The sequence below is a fragment of the Vreelandella boliviensis LC1 genome (assembly GCF_000236035.1).
Taxonomy (GTDB): domain Bacteria; phylum Pseudomonadota; class Gammaproteobacteria; order Pseudomonadales; family Halomonadaceae; genus Vreelandella; species Vreelandella boliviensis.
In genome coordinates, this window is the sequence record NZ_JH393258.1 from 708821 (window position 1) to 732610 (window position 23790).

Genomic DNA, 23790 nt, shown 5'->3' on the forward strand with positions numbered 1-23790 from the left:
CTTAAACAGGCTTGATGTTAGAAGCCTGAAGGCCTTTTTTACCCTGGGTGACGTCGAAGGAAACCTTCTGACCGTCTTGCAGAGATTTGAAGCCTTCTGCCTGAATTTCAGAGAAATGCGCGAACAGATCGTCGCCATTGTCGTCAGGAGAAATAAAGCCAAAACCTTTTGTGTCGTTAAACCACTTAACGGTACCAGTTGCCATTATCCAAATCCTCAATATTGCTAATTAAACCGGGAAATACCCGAATTGCAGTGGGCATAACAAGAGACTTTCACCAGATTTAACGCTAGAGGCGCTTCTATACTGCTGACAACGTTCGACTTGCTAACCAACTGACGACATTTTGCGCTTAACTGCCCTGCCACGTCAACACCCCATAAAACACTGATTAATATATCTTGCCACTAGGTACTGCCTGAAACCTGACGACTCTCAGCCAGTACCCAACCAGCGGCCTTCTCCGCAATCATCAGCGTGGGCGAGTTTGTGTTACCGCTGGTGATTGTCGGCATAACGCTGGCGTCGGCCACTCTTAGCCCGCTAATACCGCGCACTCGCAGCCGCGCATCGACCACCGCCATAACGTCATCCTCGCGCCCCATTCGGGCGGTGCCGACCGGGTGAAAAATAGTCGTGCCGATATCACCGGCCAGGCGGGCTAACTCATCGTCGCTTTGGTACTCGACGCCGGGCTTCACCTCTTCCGGCACGTATTTCGCAAACGCAGGCTGCTCGGCGATGCGCCTTGTCACCCGTAGAGAATCCGCGGCCACCTTGCGATCTTCAGGAGTACTCAGGTAATTGGGAGAAATCGCCGGGGCCTGGCGCGGGTCGCTGCTTTTAAGCCGCACCGTGCCACGGCTGGTGGGGTTCAAATTGCATACGCTGGCGGTAATCGCTGGGTACGGGTGTAACGGCTGGCCAAAGGCTTCCAGGCTTAGCGGTTGCACGTGGTACTGGATATTGGGGTGCGGCTGATCCTGCGTACTGCGGGTAAAAGCGCCTAACTGCGAAGGGGCCATGCTCATCGGCCCAGAGCGTTTAAGCAGGTATTCGAGCCCAATCCCCGCTTTACCCCACAGTGTGCTGGCCATGGCATTTAGGGTTTTGCCATTGGTGATCCGATATATCGAACGAATCTGCAGATGATCCTGTAAGTTTTCGCCGACACCCGGCAGCTCATGCACCACCTCCACGCCGTGCTCACGCAGCGTCTCTGTGGGCCCCACACCGGAAAGCTGAAGTAGATGTGGCGTACCAATAGCGCCTGCACAGAGCACCACTTCTGCACTGCCGCCTTCCTTGCTTAACATCGCACGCTGGGTTTTACCTCCTCGCTCTACCTCTACACCCGTGCAGCGTAGTGCGTCCCCTTGCTCAAAGAGCAGCCGATTGACCTGGGTGGAGTGCCATAGTGTGAGGTTTTTGCGCTTAAGCGCAGGGCGTAAAAATGCTTTGGCGGTATTCCAGCGCCAGCCCGAGCGCTGATTAACCTCAAAGTAGGCCACGCCTTCATTAGAGCCGCGGTTAAAATCGTCGCTACGCGGGATGCCCGCCTGCACAGCAGCTTCGGCGAAATCATCCAACACCTGCCACTTGAGGCGCTGCTTTTCGATCCGCCACTCGCCACCGTGGCCGTGAAAGTCGCGGTGTTTTTCGTCTGCATCGCCGCCCTCGTCCAGACGGTAGTGGTCTTCGTGTTTGATGAAGTCGGGAAGGCAGTTCTCCCAGCGCCATGCGTTGTCGCCGGTGACCTCCGCCCAGTGGTCGTAGTCCCGCGCCTGGCCGCGCATATAGATCATGCCGTTGATGCTGGAGCAGCCGCCCAGGGTTTTCCCCCGCGGGTAGATCAGCGAACGGCCGTTGAGCCCTTTATCGGGCTCGGTGCGAAACAGCCAGTCGGTGCGTGGGTTATTAATGCAGTAGAGATAGCCCACCGGAATATGAATCCAGTGGTAGTTATCGCGACCGCCCGCCTCTATCAGTAGCACCTTATTATTGGGATTAGCGCTCAAACGATTAGCCAGCAGGCACCCCGCGGTGCCTGCGCCAATCACGATATAGTCGAAATTGTTATTGGTGGGTTCTGACATTAGTCGGCTCCGGTAACGTGTGGGCGTTACTTCGCCGTGGGCATCACAAACTCAGCCCCGGCATCAATCGAATCCGACCAGCGCTGCATAATCGATTTCTGCTTGGTGTAGAAACGCACGCCTTCTTCGCCATAGGCGTGGGTATCACCAAACATCGAGCGCTTCCAGCCGCCAAAGCCGTGCCACGCCATAGGCACTGGAATGGGCACATTGATGCCCACCATGCCGACCTGAATACGGCGGCCAAACTCACGCGCAACCGTACCGCTTTCGGTAAAGCAGCTAACACCGTTGCCGAACTCGTGGTCGTTAATCAACTGGATCGCGGTGGCAATATCCGGCACCCGCACACAGACCAGCACCGGGCCAAAAATCTCCTCTTTGTAGATCGTCATCTCTGGAGTGACATTGTCAAACAGCGTGCCGCCCATCCAAAACCCGTCGGCGCAGTCCTCCCCCGCCGCTGTGGCGTCAAAGTTGCGGCCATCGACCAACAGTTCGGCGCCTTCAGCCACGCCTTTTTCGATATACCCGGTAATCCGCTGGTGGGCTTGGCGAGTCACAATGGGACCCATTTCTGCATCCAGCTGCATGCCATCTTTTACTTTTAGCGCTTTTGCCCGCTCCGCCAATGCAGGGACGACTTTGTCCGCCACATCGCCGACCAACACCGCCACACTAATTGCCATGCAGCGCTCACCGGCAGAGCCATAGGCAGCACCGATCAGTGCATCGACGGCTTTATCCAAATGCGCATCAGGCATCACTACCATATGATTTTTGGCCCCGCCCAAGGCTTGAATGCGCTTGCCGTTGCGCGCACCGCGCTCGTAGATCAGGTTGGCGACCGGCGTGGAGCCCACAAACGACAACGCTCTAACGTGTGGGTGGTCGATAAGCGCTTCCACGCAGTCTTTATCACCCTGCACAACGTTGAACACGCCATCGGGCAGGCCCGCCTGCTTTAGCAGATCAGCCATCAGCAGCGAAGCGCTGGGGTCGAGCGGGCTGGGTTTCAAAATAAACGTATTACCAGCCGCAATTGCCAGCGGGAACATCCACATCGGCACCATGGCGGGGAAGTTAAACGGCGTTATACCAGCCACGACGCCTAACGGCTGGCGCAGCGTCCAGTTATCAATCCCGGTGCTGACTTGCTCGGTATAGTCACCCTTTAACAACTGCGGGATACCGCAGGCAAATTCAACAATATCGATACCGCGGGCCACTTCCCCCTGGGCATCGGTGAATACTTTGCCGTGCTCCTTGGTAATCGCCTCGGCTAGTTCATCTTTATGGACGTTCAGCAATTCCAAAAACTTGAACATCACCCGGGCGCGACGGATGGGCGGCGTATCTGCCCAGGCTGGGAAAGCGGCTTGTGCTGCCTCTACCGCCGTATTGACGTCCGCCGGAGACGCTAGCGACACGCGACCGGTCACACGTCCCGAGGCGGGGTTAAATACGTCCTGGGATTGAGAGGATTCACCAGCGGTGACCTGGCCATTAATAAAGTGCTGAATCGCTGTTGTTGTCATGGTATTGCCTGCTTTTAAAGACGCATATTAAGAACACGCGTGAAGAGCTTGCCTAAAAACGCTTGCTAGCAAGAGTCTAATGTCAGCCTAGCCTACCGTGCGCTGCGAACGGATCAATTGAGTTATTTAAAAGCCAGTTATAAGCTTTGCTAATATCACAGCAAGTATTTGAGGGCCATCATGCAAGAATACGCCACACTGCGCGCCTTCGTGGCCGTTGCACGAACGGGTAGCGTTTCACGCGCCGCAGAACAGCTACACCTGACCCAGCCGGCCATTAGCCTAAAGTTGAAGCAGCTGCAGGCGAATATAGGACTCACGCTGTTTAGTCGGCGCCCTCAGGGTCTAGCGCTGACGGCCGACGGCCATGCGTTGCTACCTGCCGCTGAAAAAGCCCTGACCAGCGCCCAGGCGTTTGAGCAAACCGCCGGAACACTGCATAGCACGCTGCGCGGCAAGCTCTCAATCGGCACCATTGTCGACCCCGAATTTCTACGTCTAGGCGCATTTTTGAGCCGATTGATGGCCCGAGCACCGCAGCTAGAAACCGAGCTGCAGCATGGAATGAGCGGCAGCGTGCTTAATCGCATTGAACAAGGTGATTTAGATGTGGGGTTTTACCTGGCGCCACCCGGCCAAGGCGCTGGAAAAGGGCATGAGGCGCTGGCTTGGCGTGAGCTAACCCACTTTGATTATCACGTGATTGCCCCTGCAGGCTGGGAAAACCGACTCACTGATACCCGTTGGGAGCACTTAGCCACGCTGCCCTGGATTGTTACGCCGCAGGATTCCGCCCACCATCGGCTGTTAAAGCAGGCGCTGGCACCGAGCGGCGCAGTCCCCAATCGAGTAGCCCAGGTGGACCAGGAGGCCTGCATGCTTGATCTAGTGCGCGCAGGCGTTGGTTTAAGCTTGGCCCGAGACGCCCTGGCGATGACCGAGCGCCAGGAGAGCGGCCTGGCGGTAGCGGATAATATTCGTCTGCCCTGCGCGTTGAGCTTTATTTGGCGTCACGTCAGCGCCAACGAACCGAGCGTCAACGCTGCGCTCAGTACGCTGGATGAGGTATGGCCCCATCGTCTTGGCTAAGTCATAAAAAAGGGTTGTAAGAAAGGAGCTGTAAGGAAAGGGAACACCAAGCCACTAATCGACTCAATAATAGGCAGTAACTCGCCCCCGCCCCTGGAGTGCTTGCAATGAACCGACCGTCCCTTCTGCGTCCATTCACGTTTGTCGCGTTAGCTGCCGCTGGCCTAGCCAGCCCTTCGCTTCAAGCCCAATCCTCTCAAGAACAATCCTCTCAAGAACAGTCCTCTCAACAACAGAGCAGTGCGGAAGCGACCTTTGCCGGTGGCTGCTTCTGGTGTATGGAGCCGCCTTACGATAACCAACTCGGCGTCAGTGCTACCACTTCCGGCTATATCGGTGGCGAGCTTGAGAACCCCAGCTACGAAGATATCACCCGGGGAGACACGGGCCACGCCGAGGTAGTCAAGGTCGAGTACGATTCAGAGCAGATCAGCTATGAGCAACTGTTAGAAATTTTCTGGCGCAACATCGACCCCTTTGCGGTTGACCGTCAGTTCTGCGATGTGGGCGATCAATACCGCTCGGCGATCTTCTATCACGACGAAGCCCAGCGTGAACTGGCCGAAGCGTCCAAAGCCGAAATGGAAGCGCGCTTTGACCGGGAGATCGCCACCCAAATAGTACCAGCCACTACGTTCTGGCCTGCTGAGGAGTACCACCAGGACTATTATCAAAAGAACCCCGTGCGCTATAAGTTCTACCGCTACAGCTGTGGTCGTGATGGCCGCCTGGAAGAAGTGTGGGGTGAAGAGGCCGGCGGGCCTACGTTTGAGTAGCAAAGCATCTTATTCGCCTTTCTCGCGGAACTGATACCTTAAAACAATGCCCCACTGTGAGTACTTAATTATGCAAACACTCTCATTTGTACTAGAGTGACTGCACATGAGAAGTAGACCGGTCGTCTAAGCGCCCAGGAGCTGGACGCTTTGACCCAAACGTTGATCTATAGATAGGAGATCTTATGAGCAACAGTATCACGACGATTAATCCCACCAATGGTGAAACCCTTGACACCTACGCGTTAATGAGTAGCGCGGAAGCCAAGCAGGTAGTGGACGCCTGCTACGAGGCATTCCTCGATTGGCGCCTAGAATCTCTGGAAAGCCGCGCTAAAACGGTCAAAGCAATTGGCCAAGCGCTGCAAAAGCATAAAGAAGAGCTTGCCGACCTGATGGTCAAAGAGATGGGCAAACTGCCTTCTCAAGCCCGCCAGGAAGTCGATCTGTGTACCGGCATCTGTGACTACACTGCTGAACATGGCCCCAACAAGCTAGCCGACGAAGAGCGTCAGCCTGGCAATGGCGAGCGTGGTTTTGTGACCTACTCACCAATGGGTGTGATCTACGGCATTCAGCCTTGGAACTTCCCCGCGTATCAGGTGGTACGTTACTCCATCGCCAATATAATGGCGGGTAACGGCGTGCTGCTAAAACACGCTGAAAACGTAACCGGTAGCGGATTGCTGCTGGAAAAGATCTACCGTGAAGCGGGCCTCCCCGAAAATGTCTTCCGCACGCTAGTGATCTCTCACGCTATTTCTGACGAGGTGATCGCTCACTCTGCAGTGCGCGGCGTCACGCTAACGGGCAGTGACGGCGCAGGCCGTAAAGTCGGCGCTAAAGCCGCTGAGAACCTGAAAAAGACGGTACTTGAGCTGGGTTCTAACGACGCTTATCTGGTACTCGATGACGCCGATATGGATGTGGCGATTGATACATGCGTAACAGGACGTGTCTACAACGGCGGTCAAACCTGCGTCGCGGCCAAGCGTTTTGTAGTGACTGAAAAGAACTATGAAACGTTCAAACAGCGCTACGTAGAGCGCATGCAGGCGCTGAAAGCGGGTGACCCGACCCAAGAAGACAGCGACCTAGGCCCCATGGCCCGCGTTGATCTGCGTGATGGCCTCCACGATCAAGTCGAAGAGAGCGTGCGTAAAGGTGCGAAGATTCTTTGCGGTGGCGAAAAACCATCCGGTAAGGGCGCGTTTTACCCGGTTACCGTGCTGGACAACGTCACCCCCGGTCAGCCCGCTTACGATGACGAGCTGTTTGGCCCCGTCGCTGCGCTGATTCGTGCCAAGGATGACGAAGACGCCATGCGCATTGCTAACGACAGTCGTTACGGCCTGGGCGGCGGCATTATCTCTAAAGATGTGAAACGCGCCACAGAGCTTGCCAGCAAGTACTTTGATACTGGCATGGTGTTTATCAATGGCTTTGGTGTTGCTACCCCGGAAATGCCCTTTGGCGGCGTTAAAAACTCCGGCTACGGCCGCGAACACGGTGGCTTCGGTATGCTTGAGTTCGTCAATGTTAAGTCGGTGATAGTCGTTCAAGAGTAATGAAGTAAACGCTCAAAATCGTGAGCGATAACAGAGAGCGCCGCTAGCTTTTCATTAGGCTGGCGGCGCTTTTTTCGTTGCGAGTATTATTAAGAGTTTAACTGTTGTTCACGGGTTCGACGCTGCCAAAGCTTTATCCCAATCGCCATTACTATCCAGGTCACCAACGCGGCGATAACATCATCCAAAACAATGCCAAAACCGCCATGAACATACTCTGCCAGATGAATCGGCGGCGGCTTTATCGAATCGAAGAAGCGGTAAACACCGAATGCCAGCACCATTACCAGCGGATGGCGCGCCGCGGCTAAGCCTATTACCGCCAGCGGAAATGCCAGGTACTCATCGGCAACGATGCTGCCATGATCTAACCCAGCATAGTGCCTCGCGGCGACGTGGCAAACTGGTACCGCTAGCACCAGTAGCACAGCGATGATAGAGCCCTGCTGAACCAGTGGGCGGCTTAACAACCACCACGCCAAAGGGATGCCCAGCAGCGAGCCAAAAGTACCTGGCGCCACCGGCGCTAGCCCCAGCCCAAAGCCGGTGGCTATCCAAAAATTAACCGTATCGAGCATTAACCCGCCTGCTGCGCTTGGCGCTCTAGTTCGGCGGTCATCTCTTTAGGCAAGTTAAGCGCACTGCCCAACTGATCAAGCCAGGCGCGCTCCATGGGATTTTGATCGTCAGTCACGGCCACGCTGATCAGGTACATCTCGCGTGCAGCTTGGGGAGAGTCCGCTTCGCGGGCCAGTGCCTGGGCATCCAGCGGTGCGTTTAGCTGCTGCTCCACCCAGTTATGCATCTCTTGGTCGGCACCTAGGGCGTCAATCTGTTCAGTAATCAGCGCCTGCTCCTGCTCATCAATATTGCCATCGGCCCGGGCGGCCATAATCATTGCCTGCAGTAGCTCAAGGCTGCGCCGCTCTTGATACTCACCGCTAAGCACTTCTACCCGCTCGCCCTCTGAGGCATTTTGGGCGGTATTTTGCTGCGCATTGCCATTTTTCGCCGCCTGGGAGCTCTGCCACGCTTTCCACGCCAGTACGCCCACACCGGCAATGGCACCATATTTCAGCGCTTTGCCGCCCATGCTGCGTCCACGTTTGGAGCCGATCAACATGCCCATGGCGCCGCCACCGAGCAGGCTTTTAACATCAAAGCCACTGGAGGAGCCGCTACTTTGACCGCTGCTGCCACCGCCTAGCTGCTTAGAGAGTCCGCTCAGCATGCCTTTAACATCGACACCACTGCTACTGCCGCCCTTCTGGCTACCGCCAGCTTGCTGCATCAGCTGCTGTAAAATCTTGCTTGCGTTCATCCTTGTACTCCTAAGTAAGTATTATCTTTAGGGCTCGTTTAACGATTCACTCACTTTATAAAACATACTGTATGAACACAGCATTAACTAACGCCGTCTTAGGCATTAAAAAAGAGCGCCCTTTACTTCCACCGAACTCCCCTGGCGGCTGGCACACACTTCTATACGGACTGGCATTTGCTCTTTGAGTTCGCTGACATGGGAGATCACCCCGATCATGCGCCCGCCCATTTGCAGTTCGCTGAGCATAGCGATGGCTTGGTCTAGGGCATCCTGATCAAGGCTGCCGAAACCTTCATCGATAAATAGCGTATCCAGTTGAATGCCGCCAGCATACGCCTGCACCACATCCGAAAGACCCAGCGCCAACGACAGCGCCGCCATAAATGACTCGCCGCCGGAAAGCGTCGCTACCGAGCGGTTCTTTCCGGTGTAGGTGTCGGCCACATCAAGTTCTAGCCCCGACGCTTTGTTGCCTTTTGAGGGATCTTCCCGGCGTACCAGCTGATAGCGCCCGCGGCTCATGCGCACCAAACGCTCGGAGGCCTGAATCAGCACGTCATCCAGCAGTACGCCCAACACAAAGCGCTGCAAACTGATGCGATGCCCGGTGCGGCCGTTGGCGACTTCGCTGAGCGTGCCCCACAGCTGGTACTGGGCTTCCAGCTCGGCCTGGGCGGCGTGGGCCGCGGCCAGCTTTTGGTGAATGCCTTTAAGTGTGGTTAACCTGCCGTCAAGCGTTCGCCACGCCTCTAGCTGGGTGCTCTCTTCCGCTTGGGCAGCCTCGGTTAGCCGGGTCAACGCAGCGAGATCTGGCAGCGTTTTATCCGCCAACTGGGTTTGGTAACTCTGCAGCGCCCCTTCCAGTTCAGCCAGGCGCTGTTGATACGTTTCGACCTGGCGGGTCAGCTCTTGCTGCTGGGTGTCGTCCAACTGCGCCGCCTGAAACGATGCGTCATCCTCGAAGGGGCTGGCCTGCAGCGCCGCTAGCCACTCAGTTTGCGCCTGCGCTTGCACCTGTTGGCGATGCTCGACGCGTTCGCTAGCGCCGCGTAACTGCTCGTCCGACCGTGCCAGCTGGGTTTGAGCAATCGATAGCGCCTGCTGAGCGCTTTCCCAGGCTTTTTCAAGCTGGGCGATTTGCTGTTCAAGCTCAGCGAGGGTTCGGCGCATAGCCTCTGGGTCGCGGGCATCTTCCGGCAGTGATTGGCTCAACTGGTCACGCTGGCTCTCCAGGCGCAATGCGTTTTCTTTCGCCTTTTCAACCGTCGGCCGTTGGGTTTTCAGCTGCTTATCCAGCGCGCCCCACTCCCGGCGCAGCGCATCGCGGGCAGCGGTTTGTTGGCGAATTTCACCCTCAACGCTTTCCCGACGCTGCGCTTGGCGACGCAATCCTTTGCAGGCATTGTGCAGTTCCATCAGCGCTTGGCTGGCCCACTCACCCAGTTGCTGGGTAAGCCGCTCAACCTGCTCTGCGTTGTGACTAATCTGCTGGGCGAGCTGATGGTGATGACGTTCAGCGGCTTGCTGCGCCTGGCGGTTTTTTTCCAGGGCAGCGCGCGCCGTTTCTACCTGCGCCTGGGTAACGACAGCTGCGTTTTGAACCGCTGGAGCTGGGTGGTCACGGCTGCCACACACCGGGCAAGGGGCGCCCACTTCAAGGCTAAGCGCTAACAGCGAAGCCTGCCCCTGGTGCCAGCGCATCTCCTGCTCTGTGGCATGACGCTGCGCTTGCGCTGCTTCGCTTTGTTGACGGTTGAGTGCGTCCGTTGCCTGCTGCTGTTGGACGGTCAACTCCCGCTCCTGCCGGGTCAGTTCATCCAGCTCTTGGCGCTGCTTGAGCAGGCTTTCATGGCGGCTTAACTCTGCGGGGGCGCTGGCCAGTTGCTGAAACTCTGTCTGCAAACGCTCCAGATTAACGCCTATCGCTTCGCCCTGCTGGCGAATGCTGTCTAGCTGCTTTTCATCCCGTTTAAGCGCAGCATCGGCTTGTTGCCAGGCGGCCTGCGCCGTTTGAAAACACGTCTGCAGCTCGCTTAGCTGCTGGCCTTTGTGGATAAACTCCCCCAACTGGCGGTGCCGCTCACGCAGTGTGGGAAGCTCCGTCTGACGCTGGCGTGCCGTTTCCAGCGCTTGTTGCGCCTGTTCTGCCTTAGCCCGTTGGGTGGTTAACCCGGCTTGCGCCTGGCGCTGCTCTGCTTGAGCGGTGGTTAACGCCTGCTGCGCTTGGGCGAGCGCAGTGCTCTGCGGACGTAGCGCCTGGGCGTGGGCGCTTTGCGCTAAACGCGCCTTAATGCTTTGTATATGGGCGTGCTGCTCAAGATGGCGGGCCTTATCCGCCGCAAGCGACTCTTGGGCCGCAAATTGGCGCTGCAGCGCCTGGGCTTCGTCGCGCTGCTGTTCGGCATGGCGGCGCTGCTGCTGGGCGGTGTCAAAGCGTTGCCGTGCCTGTTCCACCTGAGGCGCCAGCGTCTCTTGCTCCTGCACTAACGCGGCTTCGCTTTCCAGCTCACCACCGGCGAGAATGCCGCTAATATGCTGGCGATGGTCATTCACCGCCCGCTCGATTTGATTGGCCTGGGTACGCAGGCGCTCTTCGATGCGCTGAAAAATTTGGGTTTGGAACAGCTGGGAAAAAATCACTTCGCGCTCTTTGGAACCTGCCAATAGCAGTTCGCGAAACTTGCCCTGGGGCAATACCATTACCTGACGAAACTGGTTGGCATCCAGCCCTATCAAAGTTTGCAGTTCTGCGGTGGCATCATTGACCTTGCGTGCTACCAGGCAGGTTTCCTGCTCACCCTGTGCGTTCAAGCGCCACAGCTGGGCTTCCGCGTTATGGGTGGTGGTGCCTTCGCCGCGCGCTTTGGGGCGCTCCTGCTGGGGCACGCGACGCACCCGGTAATCAACGCCACGTAAGCGAAAATCCAGCGTGACTTCGGTCAGCAGCGTGGCATTGGCCTGGTCGCAGCGCATCTGGGTAGGGTCGCGTTCATTGCCGGTGGTTTGGCCGTAGAGCGCAAAACACAGCGCATCGAGAATCGAGCTTTTACCGGCGCCGGTAGGCCCGTTGATCAGAAACAGGGGGCTTCTGCCTAGCGCGGTGAAATCGATGGTCTCACTACCCGCGAAAGGCCCAAACGCCTGCATGGTGAGGACTAATGGCGTCATTGCTGGGCCTCATCGCGCTGCAGTTGGGTAATTAATTCCGCCATGGCGCTAGCCTGCTCATCGCTCATGGCCTCCCCGCTGGTTTGATTAAAGAAGTCGCTGAACATATCCAGGGCATCAAAGCGCTGCCGCTCGCGATCAAGCTGCTGTTTACCCCGCGCGTCCAGCATGCCGGGCTTCTCCAGATGCAGTACGTTGGGATACACCTCACGCAGCTTGCCCATGGGGTCAAGTATCGCGTGGCGATCCGTTAGCCGCACCAGCAGGTAGTCATCGGCGTGTGGGTCTGTTCGCCCCTGGGCGATCAAGGTATCAATCTCGCCCTCTAACACGCGCACTTCACGGCTGGGTATCAGCGGGATCTGTTCGATCTGGGTGACGCCGGACACGTCGATATCCACCAGCGTAACGCCTTTGCGCTGATTGGCTTCAGAAAAGCTGTATTTGAGCAGCGAGCCGCTGTAGCGAATATGCTCACCGCCGCGGTACTGCGGGCCGTGGAGATGGCCAAGCGCCACGTAATCAAAGCCTTGCATCGGCTCCCAGGCGACGCTTTCGGCACCACCTAAGGTCAGTGGGCGCTCGGAATCAGAAGCGCTGCCGCCATCCACAAAGCAGTGGCTCATCAGTACGCAGGGGCGTGTAGGGTGGCGCTGTTCGCTAATGCGCTCAACCAGATAGCGGTGGGCAGCGTCAAAATCACGCGTATCGACCTCAAACTGGCTACGCACATGTTCAGGGTCAGCGTAGGGAATGCCGAACACATCGACCTCAATGCCCTTAATCGTCAGCGTGACAGGGGTAGCGTAATCGGCGAGGTCGGAAAGAATATGCAGCCCGGCCTGGCGAAGATGGCGGGCACCAAAGCGTAACCGTTCGGCACCGTCGTGGTTGCCTGAGATCATAATCACCGGCAGTTTGCGCTCTTCGCAGAGCGCGTGGAGCACCTCATCCAGCAACGTTACCGCCGCCGAAGGAGGCACCGAGCGGTCGTAGATATCCCCCGCAATCAACACCGCATCGACGTTTTCGCGGTCGATGATCTCAATAAGTTGGTCGAGCACATGGCGCTGATCATCCAGCAGCGAAAGGTTGTGGAACAGACGCCCTAGGTGCCAATCAGCGGTGTGAAGTAGGCGCATAACAAACTCAATAAAAAGTGTGTAGCGGCATGATAACAACCAGATACTCTATCTACCCACAAAACTCCATCTCTCCACAAAAAAGCCCCGCTCGAGGGCGGGGCTAGTCGGGACTAAGCATCAGTACTGGGCATCAGTACTGGGCATCAGTACTGGGCATCAGTACTGGACAGCAGTACTGGGCAGCATTACTAACGACGTAAGGCGTCGGGATACGTGGTTAGATCGACCCCCCACATTACTGGCAGCAGGAAGTAAACCGCGGCCACAATCAGCAACATGGCAATAATGTTGATCCAGAAGCCGGTGCGCACCATTTCAATGATTTTGATCTTGCCGGTGGCAAAAATAATCGCGTTGGGTGGGGTGCCCACTGGTAGCATAAAGGCGCAGTTGGCGGCCATGGCGGCGGGCACCATGAGTACAAAGGGGTGAACATCCAGCGCCAGCGCCAGCGATGCCAGCACCGGCAGGATCATGGTGGCCGTGGCGGTATTCGAGGTAATTTCGGTTAAGAACAGCACCATCCCGGTCGCCAGCAGAATGACCAGCAGGAAGTTAACGCCTTCCAGCACACTCATCTGCCCGCCGATCCATTCCGCCAGACCGGATGAGCCAAAGCCTGCGGCAATCGCTAAGCCGCCGCCGAACAGTAGCAAAATACCCCAAGGTACATCTTTGGCGATATCCCACCCCAGCAGGCAGCCCCCTTTATTTTTGGAAGGAATCAGAAATAGCAGCAGCGCCGCGACAATCGCGATCATGGTGTCGTTAATGCCGGGGATATTAATGATCTGCCCCTGCCACAAGAACGAGCGGGTGATCCACATAAAGGCCGCAAACAGGAAAACAGCCAGCACTGCTTTCTCTTCAAAACTGGTTGAACCTAAGGCGTCTTTCTCTTTATTGATCAGCTCTCGCCCGCCCGGTAGATGGCTAAATTTAACCGGGAAAAACACCCGCGTCAGCAGCAACCAAGCGCTAAATAGCAGCACCACCACAACGGGAAAGGCAAACATCATCCACCCGGCGAAAGAAATCTCAATGCCAAACAGCTCGTTGATAATCGCGGCAAGAATAATATTGGGCGGGGTGCCAATCAGCGTCCCTAAACCACCAATGGTACCGCCGTAGCCGATAGCAAAAATCAGCGCTTTACTGAATTTTTCGATTTCGACACTGTGGTCGCCGTCGCTTTTAGCCAGTTCCTGGCTTACCTGGTACACGATAGCGGTACCGATAGGCAGCATCATCATGACCGACGCGGTGTTGGAGACCCACATCGACAAAAAACCGGTCGCGGCCATAAAGCCGAACACAATGCTGTTAATACTGGTACCTAGGACGGCGATAATCGACAGCGCGATACGCTTGTGCAGATCCCACTTTTCCATCGCCAGGGCAATCATAAAACCGCCCAAAAACAGGAAAATAATCGGATTGCCATAAGCGGCCGTCACCGCACTGCTCTCCAGCGTGCCGGTAATCGGCAACAGCACGATAGGCAGCAGCGAAGTGGCGGGGATAGGAATGGCTTCAGTAATCCACCACACCGCTACCCATAAGGTAGTGGCCAGCACCATGCGGCCTTCAAAACTTAAATCTTCAGGGTGAAAAAACAGCGCAATCAAGGCGAACAGCAGCGGGCCAAGCACCAAGCCAACCTTCTGAGGTGTGGTGTAGGCGGGCGGCTTGGGCTGAGGGGAAGGGTTGCGCTTGGTATTGGAAGCTGCGGCGTGGGCGGCTCCACCCGTTGGCAGCGCGCACATCAATAGGTTTTTGGCTTGGTAGTGGGAATGCCATAGCTGATCCCATACCGTCATCAGGGTGGTTTTATACATACAATTTGCGCCACTTACGGTCAGAGTGAAAAGAACAAATCGAGGGTAGGCATCCAGGTAAACAAGCCACCCGAGGGCAACGCGGAACCTCCTTTGGCGCCCTTTATTAACTGCAATAGGCAATTAGTCCAGTTAATTACTTATAATTACAACCAAAGTCTAACAACTTTAGTTTAACTATTAACTAAACCTCTATTACTGCGGCGAACTCGAAGGTGCCAAAACCGTGTTGGCGCTGGTGATTTTTTACCTGAACTCAGAATACTACCCAATCTTGACTATACTTTTTACTACTGCCTGCCTTATCACTACGGTAACGGGACTGCGGGGAGGCTACCGAACACTGCACAGGCATGAATCAGTCTAGATAGTGCCGCTCTACGATCTCTAAGCTTGTATGGCCTGCCCAGCGCAGTTAATAAGCGCTATGTGTGCTAGCGAACGGACGCCCCCCTTTGGCACGACCATTGTTCTGGTAAGGAAGCAACGGTTGTGCACGAAAGTGCACTCTGACCAGGATGGAATCTGTGAAACAACTTCGCCGTTTTGTGCTATCGCAGCCTACGTTTGCAGCACCGTGGAACTCTACTGCCCCTGTTAGGGAAGAGCTTTTCAGCGCAGAGCGACTTGAACAGCACGCAGGCAGCTTGGCACTTAACCAATCAGTGACCAGCACGCCCCCCAAGGTAGTGTCGTTAACTCGAAGGCTCAACGATAACGCTAACACCCTGCTAGACGTTTACCGCGCCAGTGCCTCGGCGCTGGCGAGTGGTCGCGAAATAGTACCTGCCGCCGCTTGGCTGCTCGACAATTACCACCTTATTGAAGCTCAAATTCGTGAGATACGCAGCGACCTCCCCCCCGGTTATTACCGCCAGTTACCGAAGCTAGCCAACGGGCCTTTTGCGGGATACCCAAGGGTATTCGGTATCGCCTGGGCCTTTGTGGCGCATACCGACAGCCATATTGACCTGGAGAATTTGCAAAACTTTATAACCGCTTATCAGCGCGTTCAGCCACTGACCATTGGCGAATTATGGGCGGTAGCGATCACACTGCGTATTGTGCTAATCGAGAACCTTCGACGCCTTGCCGACCAAATTGTCAGCGAACAAACGGCACGAGACGAAGCCGATGCATTGGCGGCAAAATGGCTAACACCCACCGATCAGCAAACATCCCAGGCACGCCACACCTTTCATCTGGAGGCCAGCAGTCTTCGCTTTCACACTGGCCCCCTGGCGGAACCCTTCACCGCTCAGCTTGCGAAGCGGCTGCGCGGCTTAGACCCGCGCAGCAGCCCGCTGGTTGACTGGCTCGATGAGCAGCTTAGCCGTGAGGGTGAAACTATCGACGAGATGGTTCAACACGCCCAGCAGCGCCAAGGCGCCGCCAACGTTACCGTGCGAAATATCATTACCAGCATGCGCTTTGTTTCCAGTATCGACTGGGCTGAGCTGTTTGAAAGTGTCAGTTTGGTAGATACACGACTACGCCAGCAGAGTCACTTTGATCAACTTGATTTCCCCACCCGCAATCAGTACCGCAGCGCCATAGAGCAGATCGCCCGAGGATCTCGTTACAGCGAGCTTGAGGTAGTCGAAGCGGCGCTCTCCCTCTCCCACCAGGCAGCGGCTGCCACCAGCGACACAGCCGAAGCTACACGCTGGGGAGACCCCGGCTATTTCTTGATTGGCTCAGGTCGCTTAACCCTTGAGCACAAAGTTCAATTTACCCCTTCCTCCCGTCAGTGGCTGCGCCGGACGCTCATTCACCAAGGTATTCGCAGTTATATTGTATTGATGGCTGTGGTCACACTGACCCTGATGACGCTGGCAGGTGGATTACTGCTTTCGTTGCCGCTGGCGATAGGCGATGTGCCGTTACCTTGGCTCATTCTGCTAGGGGCGTTGGGTTTTCTGCCCATTATGGAAGTCGCAACGCTGATCGTTAACCGCCTGATTATCTATGCTATCGACGCTCATCCACTGCCAGGACTCGACCTTGCCAAAGGGGTCCCACCCCAGCTGCGAACCCTGGTGGCTGTACCTACATTGCTGACCAGCGAAGAAGATCTGCGCGAACAGATTGAGCGTCTTGAAGTGCACCACTTATCCAGCGGTGATGGGGCGCTTAGCTATGCGTTGCTGCTTGACGGCATGGATGCCCCCCAAGCGGAACTACCCCATGAGGCCGCGCTGTTAACGGCGGCTCAAGCAGCGTTCGAGCAGTTAAATAAGCGTTACTGCCCTCTCGCTCTCGATAGCGATAAACGCTTCTTTCTGCTGCACCGGCGGCGTGTATTTAACGCCAGCGAGGACACCTGGATGGGCTGGGAGCGTAAGCGTGGCAAGCTGCACGAGCTAAACCGCTTGTTACGTGGCGCCACAGACACCACCTTTATCGACCCGCCGCCGCTGCCCAGTAACGTGCGCTACGTCATCACCCTGGATGCCGACACCCGCCTACCCCGGGGCGCAGCAAGCCGACTGATCGGAAAAATGGCACATCCGCTAAACCAGCCACGTATGGATCTAAAGCTATGCCGGGTTGTGGAGGGGTACGCAATACTGCAGCCTCGCGTTACTCCTTCACTGCCCGCTGGAGGCGAAGGCTCCATCTACCAGCGGCTATTCTCATCGCCAGGGGGCATTGACCCTTACGCCGCCGCTATCTCAGATCTCTACCAGGATCTGGTCGGCGAAGGCTCGTTCGCCGGTAAAGGTATTTATGAGGTGGATGCCTTTGAAGCATCGCTGGCTGGCCGTGTGCCCGACAATAGTCTGCTCAGCCACGATTTGTTCGAGGGTGTGTTTGCCCGTGCGGGACTCGCCTCCGATATCGAAGTAATTGAAGACTTTCCGGCTCGCTATGACGTGGCCGCCAAGCGCCAGCACCGCTGGACACGCGGCGACTGGCAGTTGCTCCCCTGGCTAATAGCACCGGCGCTGCCGCTCACCGGGCGACTGAAAATGCTCGGCAACCTGCGCCGCTCGGTGACGCCGCCGTTAGTCCTGGCAAGCCTTGTGATTAGTTGGCAGCTGCCGCTGAGCATGGCCATCACCAGCACACTGCTATTACTGGCCGTTGTCGGCGCACCGGTGTTGCTCTCCCTGGCGGCCTCATTCATTCCCTTCCGGGCGTGGTCTAAACTACGCCACCACTACCACCTTTGGTTTGATGAGCTTAAGGTGGGTAGCGCGCAAATTCTGCTACTGATCCTTTTTCTGCCCGACCAGGCGTGGCGCATGCTGGATGCCATAGCCAGAACCTTAGTCCGTCTGCTGATCACCCACCAGCGGCTGCTTGAGTGGACATCCGCCGCCCAGTCGATGAAAAGCCCGCCGCTGACGGTACTAGGGTTCTATCAGCGCATGGCACCAGGCACCGCACTGGGGCTAGCGGTAGCCATTAGTGCACTCTTGACCGCTAGCCACACATGGCCAATCGCACTGCCCATGGCGCTACTTTGGTTGGCCGCGCCGGCAGTGGCGTCGTGGTTAAGCAGCAGCACAAGCGTCGTTGTCCAAATTACCATCTCAGAAGAAGAAGCATTTGAGCTACGGGTCATTGCCCGACGAACCTGGCGCTATTTCGAAACCTTTGTGACCGCCACCGATAACCGCTTACCGCCGGATAACTTTCAAGAAGATCCCCAACCCGTCCTCGCCCAGCGCACCTCGCCGACCAATATGGGGCTCTATCTACTCTCCACCCTGGCAGCTCGGGATTTCGGCTGGATAGGCACTCATGAGACGCTTGAGCGGCTTGAAACAACCCTAGGCGTGATGCTGGGACTACCCCGATACCGGGGGCACTTCTATAACTGGTACGCCACCCAAGACCTGCGCCCCCTTAACCCTCGCTACGTATCAACGGTGGATAGCGGCAACCTGGCAGGGCACCTTATCGCTATCGCTAATGCCTGCGAAACCTGGCAGGCGACAAGCTATCTAGCTGACCCACGCATAGGCATTGCCGACACGCTAAACCTGGCTCGTCAAACAATTAAGCAAGCGTCAACCTTGTCAGAAAAGCTCACAGTTCAGCTAAGCGTGCAGTTAGAAGTCATAGACGCCCAGTTGAAGAGCGAAGAGATGTCATCGGTATTCTTGGCAAATATGGCTGCGCTGACGGATAGCACGTTAACGCTGGCGCGCACTCCTCTCAACGAGCATAGCGACCCACATAGCAAAGACCTGCTGTTTTGGTTGGAAGCCCTGCACGCTTCAGTGGCGCAACACTGCCATGACCGAGAAACCCAGCCCAACCTTGAAGAGGGTTCACTCGCCCTACGCCTGCAACAGCTTGCGGACTCTGCGCGACGCCTGGCACTGGGCATGGATTTCGCCTTTCTGCTCGATAGCGAGCGCCAACTACTGTCGATTGGTTATTCGCTGGATGACAACTGCCTGGATACCAGCTGCTACGACTTGCTGGCTTCCGAGGCACGGCTGGCCAGCCTGTTTGCGATTGCCAAAGGCGATATTCCCACCCGCCACTGGTTCAAGCTTGGCCGCGCAGCCACCCCCGTTACCTTTGGCTCGGCGCTGATTTCCTGGTCGGGGTCGATGTTTGAGTACCTGATGCCGTCGCTGGTGATGCGTGCCCCAGGGGGCAGCCTGCTGGAGCAAACCAACCGGCTGGTGGTGAAACGCCAAGAGACCTACGCCGCCCAGCTCTCCGCCCCTTGGGGGATCTCCGAATCTGCATATAACGCCCGGGATATGGAGTTTACTTATCAGTACTCTAATTTTGGGGTGCCGGGTTTGGGGCTCAAACGGGGACTATCTGCCGACCTGGTGATCGCGCCCTATGCCACCGGGTTAGCCGCCATGGTTGACCCCAGCGGCGCCTGTCGCAACTTCAAACGCTTAACGGAAATGGGCGCATTAGGTCGCTACGGCTTCTATGAAGCGCTCGACTTCACTCGTTCACGGCTGCCCGCAGGGGAAAGCGTGGTGATTGTGCGCAGCTTTATGGCCCATCATCAGGGCATGACCATCGCGGCCATTGCAAACACCCTGCACCACGGCCAGATGCGCGCCCGCTTTCACCGCGAGCCGATGATTCAAGCCAGCGAGCTACTGCTCCAAGAGCGGGTTCCGCGTAACGTGGCGATTGCCCATCCCCGCGCTGAAGAAGTGAAGTCCACCGCCAGTCAGACGATAAATGAGGCACAAACCATTCGCCGGGCGTCAACGGCAGCCAGTGGCCCGCCCGTTACCCATTTACTCTCTAACGGCTGGTACTCGGTGATGCTAACGGCCACCGGCAGCGGCTACAGCAGATGGCGCAACGTTGCCATTAGCCGCTGGCTGCCGGACGCCACCCGCGACCACTTAGGCAGCTTTATTTTTCTGCGCGACACCCGGCACCCCGGCGTGTGGACAGCCACGGGGCAAACGGCGGCAAACCCAGCCGGTGCAACCGATGAGCACAGCCATGCCATATTTGCCGAGGATTATGCACGCTACAGCCATCGTCACGACGATATCACCAGCCATATGGAGGTGCTGGTTTCCGGCGAGGACGACAGCGAAGTTCGCCACCTTTCGCTAACCAACAGCGGCCGTCACGCCCGCGATATCACGATCACCTCCTATTTAGAGTTAGTCTTAACGTCACCCAATGCCGACAATGCGCACCCCGCTTTTGCCAAAATGTTTGTGGTGACCGAGTATCTGGAAGCTTTCAACGCGCTAATCGCCACAAGACGGCGGCGCTCACCCGATGAAGAGCAGGTGTGGGCGGCTCACTTTGCTGTGGTAGAGGGCGACATCGTGGGCAAGCTGGAGTTCGAGACTGACCGTGCCCAGTTTTTAGGCCGCGGCCGAAGCACACTGCACGCCTCAGCGCTGGCAGAGGGACAGCACCTTTCTGGCAGTGTCGGTAGCGTACTGGATCCTATTTTTGCGCTGCGCTACTGCCTACGCGTGGCCCCCGGCAAAGCCGCCCGAATCGCTTACTGGACTGTCGTCGCCCCATCCCGTGAAGCGCTGATGGATCTGATTGATAAACATCACGACCGCAGTGCTTTTGAGCGCGCTAAAACCCTCGCCTGGACTCAGGCACAAGTTCAGCTTCGCCATTTGGGTATTCAGCCTGAAGAAGCCGCTGACTTTCAGCGCTTGGCCGCGCCGATTCTTTACCCTGATGCCCGCTTTAGAGCGCCTGCAGAGGCCATTGAACGCGGTGCCGGGCCGCAGTCGAGGCTTTGGCAGCACGGCATTTCTGGTGATCTGCCAATCATTCTGATGCGCATCGATAGCGTCGATGACATCGGCCAAATACATCAACTACTGCGCGCTCACGAATATTGGCGTATGAAGCGGCTTGGCGTGGATGTGGTGATTATCAATGAGCGCTCCTCCTCCTATATTCAGGATCTACAGCAAGCCATTGAAACCGCCGTGCTTAGCAGCCAAACCCAACCTCGTTTTAAAAAGGATTTCGCTCAAGGTTCCGTGACTGCATTGCGTGCCGACTTGATGAGTTTGGAAGTGCGCACACAGCTTCAGTCGATAGCATGCATAGCGTTAATGGCCCATCGCGGCAGCATAGCGAACCAGTTAGCCCTGACGCTGCCCGCAATCCGCGCGACTACACCACTCCAATCGCTCATCAAACGTCCCCTACCCAAGTACGTACCACTCAATGCCATTGAAACTCCACTCCCTGCGCTTGAGTTTTTTAATGGGCTGGGCGGCTTTGCCCAGGATGGTCGCGAGTATGTAACGGTACTTGAGGCAGGGAGCTCAACGCCTGCCCCGTGGATAAATGTGATCGCCAACGCGAGCTTCGGCTTTCAGGTGTCAGCAGAGGGCGCAGGCTATGTCTGGGCGGATAACAGCCGTGAAAACCAGCTGACAGCGTGGTCAAACGACCCTGTTATGGATCCGAGTGGCGATGTGATCTATGTTCGCGATGAAGAGTCGATGGCGCTCTTCACCGCCACTGCCCGCCCTTCACGCGACCATGGCCGCTACTTGGCGCGGCACGGCTTCGGCTATAGTCAGTTCGAGCACCAAGCGGATGGGATTGCCCTTGCGCTACTGCACTTCGTGCCGTTAGACGACCCGCTTAGGATTTCGCGGCTACGCCTAGCCAATCATTCCGGACGGCCACGCAAGCTCTCCGTGACGGCCTATGCAGAGTGGGTGCTGGGTACTTCGCGCAGTGGCTCGGCGCCTTTTCTTATCTCGCACCCAGACGCCGACAGCGGCGCGCTACTGGTCGAGAACCCTTGGAATATGAATTTCCCTGGCCGGGTAGCGTTTCTGGATATCGGTACCCAACCTACTTCCTGGACGGCTGACCGCTGCGAATTTATCGGCCACGGCGGCAGCCTAGCAGCGCCAGCGGGGCTTAGAGGCCACGTTCCACTTTCCGGCGCCCACGGTGCGGGGTTGGATCCTTGTGCCGCGCTTAACCGCAGCGTAACGCTAGCAGCAGGTGAAAGCGTCGATATCGTTGTATTAATGGGTCAAAGCAGCTCAACCGCAGAAGCCAAAACGCTGATTGCGCGGTATCGCGAAAAGGATATTGACGCCGAGCTCGCCATGGTAACTGCGCACTGGCAAACGCAGCTTAACGCGGTACAAGTGGCCACCCCTGACCGCGCTATGGACATTATGCTTAACGGCTGGCTGATGTACCAAACCATTGCCTGCCGGATCACTGCGCGCTCCGGGTTCTACCAAGCCAGCGGCGCCTATGGCTTCCGCGACCAGTTACAGGATGGCATGGCGTTAACCTTCACCAGCCCCGAAACCACTCGCGCGCACTTACTGCGTGCCGCTTCCCGCCAGTTTGTTGAAGGCGATGTTCAGCATTGGTGGCTGCCCCACTCCGGCCAAGGGGTGCGTACGCGCATTTCTGATGATCGGGTGTGGTTAGCCTATGCATGCGCCTGCTATATCGCTACCTCCCACGACGCCGCCGTGCTGGATGAGCAGGTAAGCTTTCTGGAAGGCGCTGAATTAGCCCCTGGCGAGCACGACAGTTTTTTCCAACCGATGATCGCGGAGGAGACCGCCTCGCTGTTTGAGCACTGCGCCCGCGGCTTAGATCAGAGCATTGAGTTAACCGGCGAGCACGGCTTGCCGTTGATCGTTGGCGGTGATTGGAACGATGGCATGAACCGCGTTGGCGAAGCTGGCAAAGGTGAAAGCGTGTGGCTAGGCTGGCTGCTGTTGCATACGCTGGAGCTATTTCTACCCTTTGCCAATCAGCGCGAAAAACAAGCGCTTTCAGCGACAACGGACTCAGCCACAATGGACACTCCACGCGTTGAGCGTTGGCGTGCCCATGCCATTGCGTTGCGTACTGCGCTGGAAAGCAACGCTTGGGATGGCCAGTGGTACAGACGGGCGACCTTCGATGACGGCAGTTGGTTGGGCAGCAAAGAGAGTGACGCGTGCAAAATTGATTCGATTGCCCAGACCTGGGCGGTACTCTCGGGTGCGGCAGAGCCCCACCGAGCGGTGCTCGCCATGGGTTCGCTGGAGCGTGAGCTGATCAGACACAATGAGCAACTTGCGCTACTGTTCTGGCCCCCTTTCGATCAGCCCCAACGCGACCCCGGCTATATTGGCGGCTACCCACCCGGCATGCGCGAAAACGGTGGGCAATATAGCCACGCCGCGATGTGGGCCATCCTGGCCTTTGCCAAGCTCGGCGAGGGCAGCAAAGCGCATGAGCTCTTTTCGCTACTCAACCCGATCAATCATGCCCGTACCGCTGAGGAGGCCGCTCGTTATCACGTAGAACCCTATGTGGTCGCCGCGGATGTTTATTCGGTTGCGCCTCACACTGGGCGAGGCGGATGGACATGGTACACGGGCTCAGCGGGTTGGATGTACCGTGCCGGTATTGAGGGCATTCTGGGTATCCGTCGGGAGGGTGGTTGGCTGGTAATTGCTCCCTGTCTCCCTCACGACTGGCCAGGTTTTAGTGCAACGCTGACCATTGCCGCTACGCACTACTCGGTTGAGGTCATCACCACTGATGAGGCGCCCAGCGTGCAGCTTGATGGCCGACTAATGACACGCCAGCAAGGCGAAGTACGCATTCCGCTGGATGGCAAACAGCACCAGTTAGAGGTATTTATAAAGCCAAACGCAACCGCTGAGGAGTAGCCTTTTGACGCATGCTTTTCGCATTTGCTTCTCACTCACGGCTATATTAAGCTCGCCTACGTACAACACAGGTACCATTCAAATTCAGGCGGTTATCCCAGGTTAAT

12 protein-coding genes are annotated in these 23790 nt (G+C 56.8%); 4 read left to right on the forward strand and 8 right to left on the reverse strand.

All coding sequences use genetic code 11. The features are described from left to right. Position 1: 1 nt before the first annotated feature. The 3 genes from KUC_RS12485 to KUC_RS12495 form a co-directional block, all read right to left on the reverse strand. Entirely contained in the window at positions 2 to 205 is a 204-nt protein-coding gene (locus KUC_RS12485; RefSeq protein WP_007113564.1) for a cold-shock protein, read from the reverse strand. A gap of 203 nt (positions 206 to 408) precedes the next feature. After that, positions 409 to 2097 (reverse strand): GMC family oxidoreductase, encoded by a 1689-nt coding sequence (locus KUC_RS12490; RefSeq protein WP_007113565.1) that lies wholly within the window; start codon positions 2095 to 2097, stop codon positions 409 to 411. Between the two features lie 26 nt (positions 2098 to 2123). Continuing rightward, positions 2124 to 3635, reverse strand: coding sequence for a CoA-acylating methylmalonate-semialdehyde dehydrogenase (locus tag KUC_RS12495; RefSeq protein WP_007113566.1), 1512 nt, complete (start codon positions 3633 to 3635; stop codon positions 2124 to 2126). Positions 3636 to 3815: 180 nt separating this feature from the next. On the opposite strand from KUC_RS12495, the gene KUC_RS12500 reads away from it, so the two are divergent. From KUC_RS12500 to KUC_RS12510, 3 genes are all read left to right on the forward strand, one after another. Then, positions 3816 to 4724: a LysR family transcriptional regulator gene (locus tag KUC_RS12500; RefSeq protein ID WP_007113567.1), complete on the forward strand. Its 909-nt coding sequence runs from the start codon at positions 3816 to 3818 to the stop codon at positions 4722 to 4724. A 107-nt stretch (positions 4725 to 4831) separates the two neighbouring features. Beyond that, positions 4832 to 5500 carry a peptide-methionine (S)-S-oxide reductase MsrA gene (gene msrA, locus KUC_RS12505; RefSeq protein ID WP_007113568.1) on the forward strand — a complete coding sequence of 223 codons (669 nt, stop codon included), beginning with the start codon at positions 4832 to 4834 and terminating at the stop codon, positions 5498 to 5500. Between the two features lie 185 nt (positions 5501 to 5685). Further along, complete coding sequence (locus KUC_RS12510) at positions 5686 to 7068, forward strand: NAD-dependent succinate-semialdehyde dehydrogenase (protein ID WP_007113569.1); 1383 nt, start codon at positions 5686 to 5688, stop codon at positions 7066 to 7068. An 89-nt stretch (positions 7069 to 7157) separates the two neighbouring features. On the opposite strand, the gene KUC_RS12515 is transcribed toward KUC_RS12510, so the two are convergent. The 5 genes from KUC_RS12515 to KUC_RS12535 all read right to left on the reverse strand — a co-directional run bounded on the left by KUC_RS12515 (position 7158) and on the right by KUC_RS12535 (position 14543). Continuing rightward, positions 7158 to 7646 carry a phosphatidylglycerophosphatase A family protein gene (locus KUC_RS12515; RefSeq protein ID WP_007113570.1) on the reverse strand — a complete coding sequence of 163 codons (489 nt, stop codon included), beginning with the start codon at positions 7644 to 7646 and terminating at the stop codon, positions 7158 to 7160. After that, entirely contained in the window at positions 7646 to 8389 is a 744-nt protein-coding gene (locus KUC_RS12520; RefSeq protein ID WP_007113571.1) for a tellurite resistance TerB family protein, read from the reverse strand. The genes KUC_RS12515 and KUC_RS12520 overlap by 1 nt, the downstream gene beginning before the upstream one ends. Positions 8390 to 8494: 105 nt before the next feature. Next, positions 8495 to 11560: an AAA family ATPase gene (locus KUC_RS12525; RefSeq protein ID WP_007113572.1), complete on the reverse strand. Its 3066-nt coding sequence runs from the start codon at positions 11558 to 11560 to the stop codon at positions 8495 to 8497. After that, on the reverse strand, positions 11557 to 12702 hold the full coding sequence (locus KUC_RS12530) for an exonuclease SbcCD subunit D (RefSeq protein ID WP_007113573.1): 1146 nt from the start codon (positions 12700 to 12702) through the stop codon (positions 11557 to 11559). Before KUC_RS12530 ends, KUC_RS12525 begins: the two co-directional genes overlap by 4 nt. Positions 12703 to 12893: 191 nt before the next feature. Beyond that, positions 12894 to 14543, reverse strand: a complete 1650-nt coding sequence (locus KUC_RS12535; RefSeq protein WP_007113574.1) for a DASS family sodium-coupled anion symporter — start codon at positions 14541 to 14543, stop codon at positions 12894 to 12896. Positions 14544 to 15061: 518 nt separating this feature from the next. Between KUC_RS12535 and KUC_RS12540 the strand changes: the two genes are divergently transcribed. Beyond that, positions 15062 to 23683 carry a glycoside hydrolase family 94 protein gene (locus tag KUC_RS12540; protein ID WP_040480800.1) on the forward strand — a complete coding sequence of 2874 codons (8622 nt, stop codon included), beginning with the start codon at positions 15062 to 15064 and terminating at the stop codon, positions 23681 to 23683. Positions 23684 to 23790 lie beyond the last annotated feature (107 nt).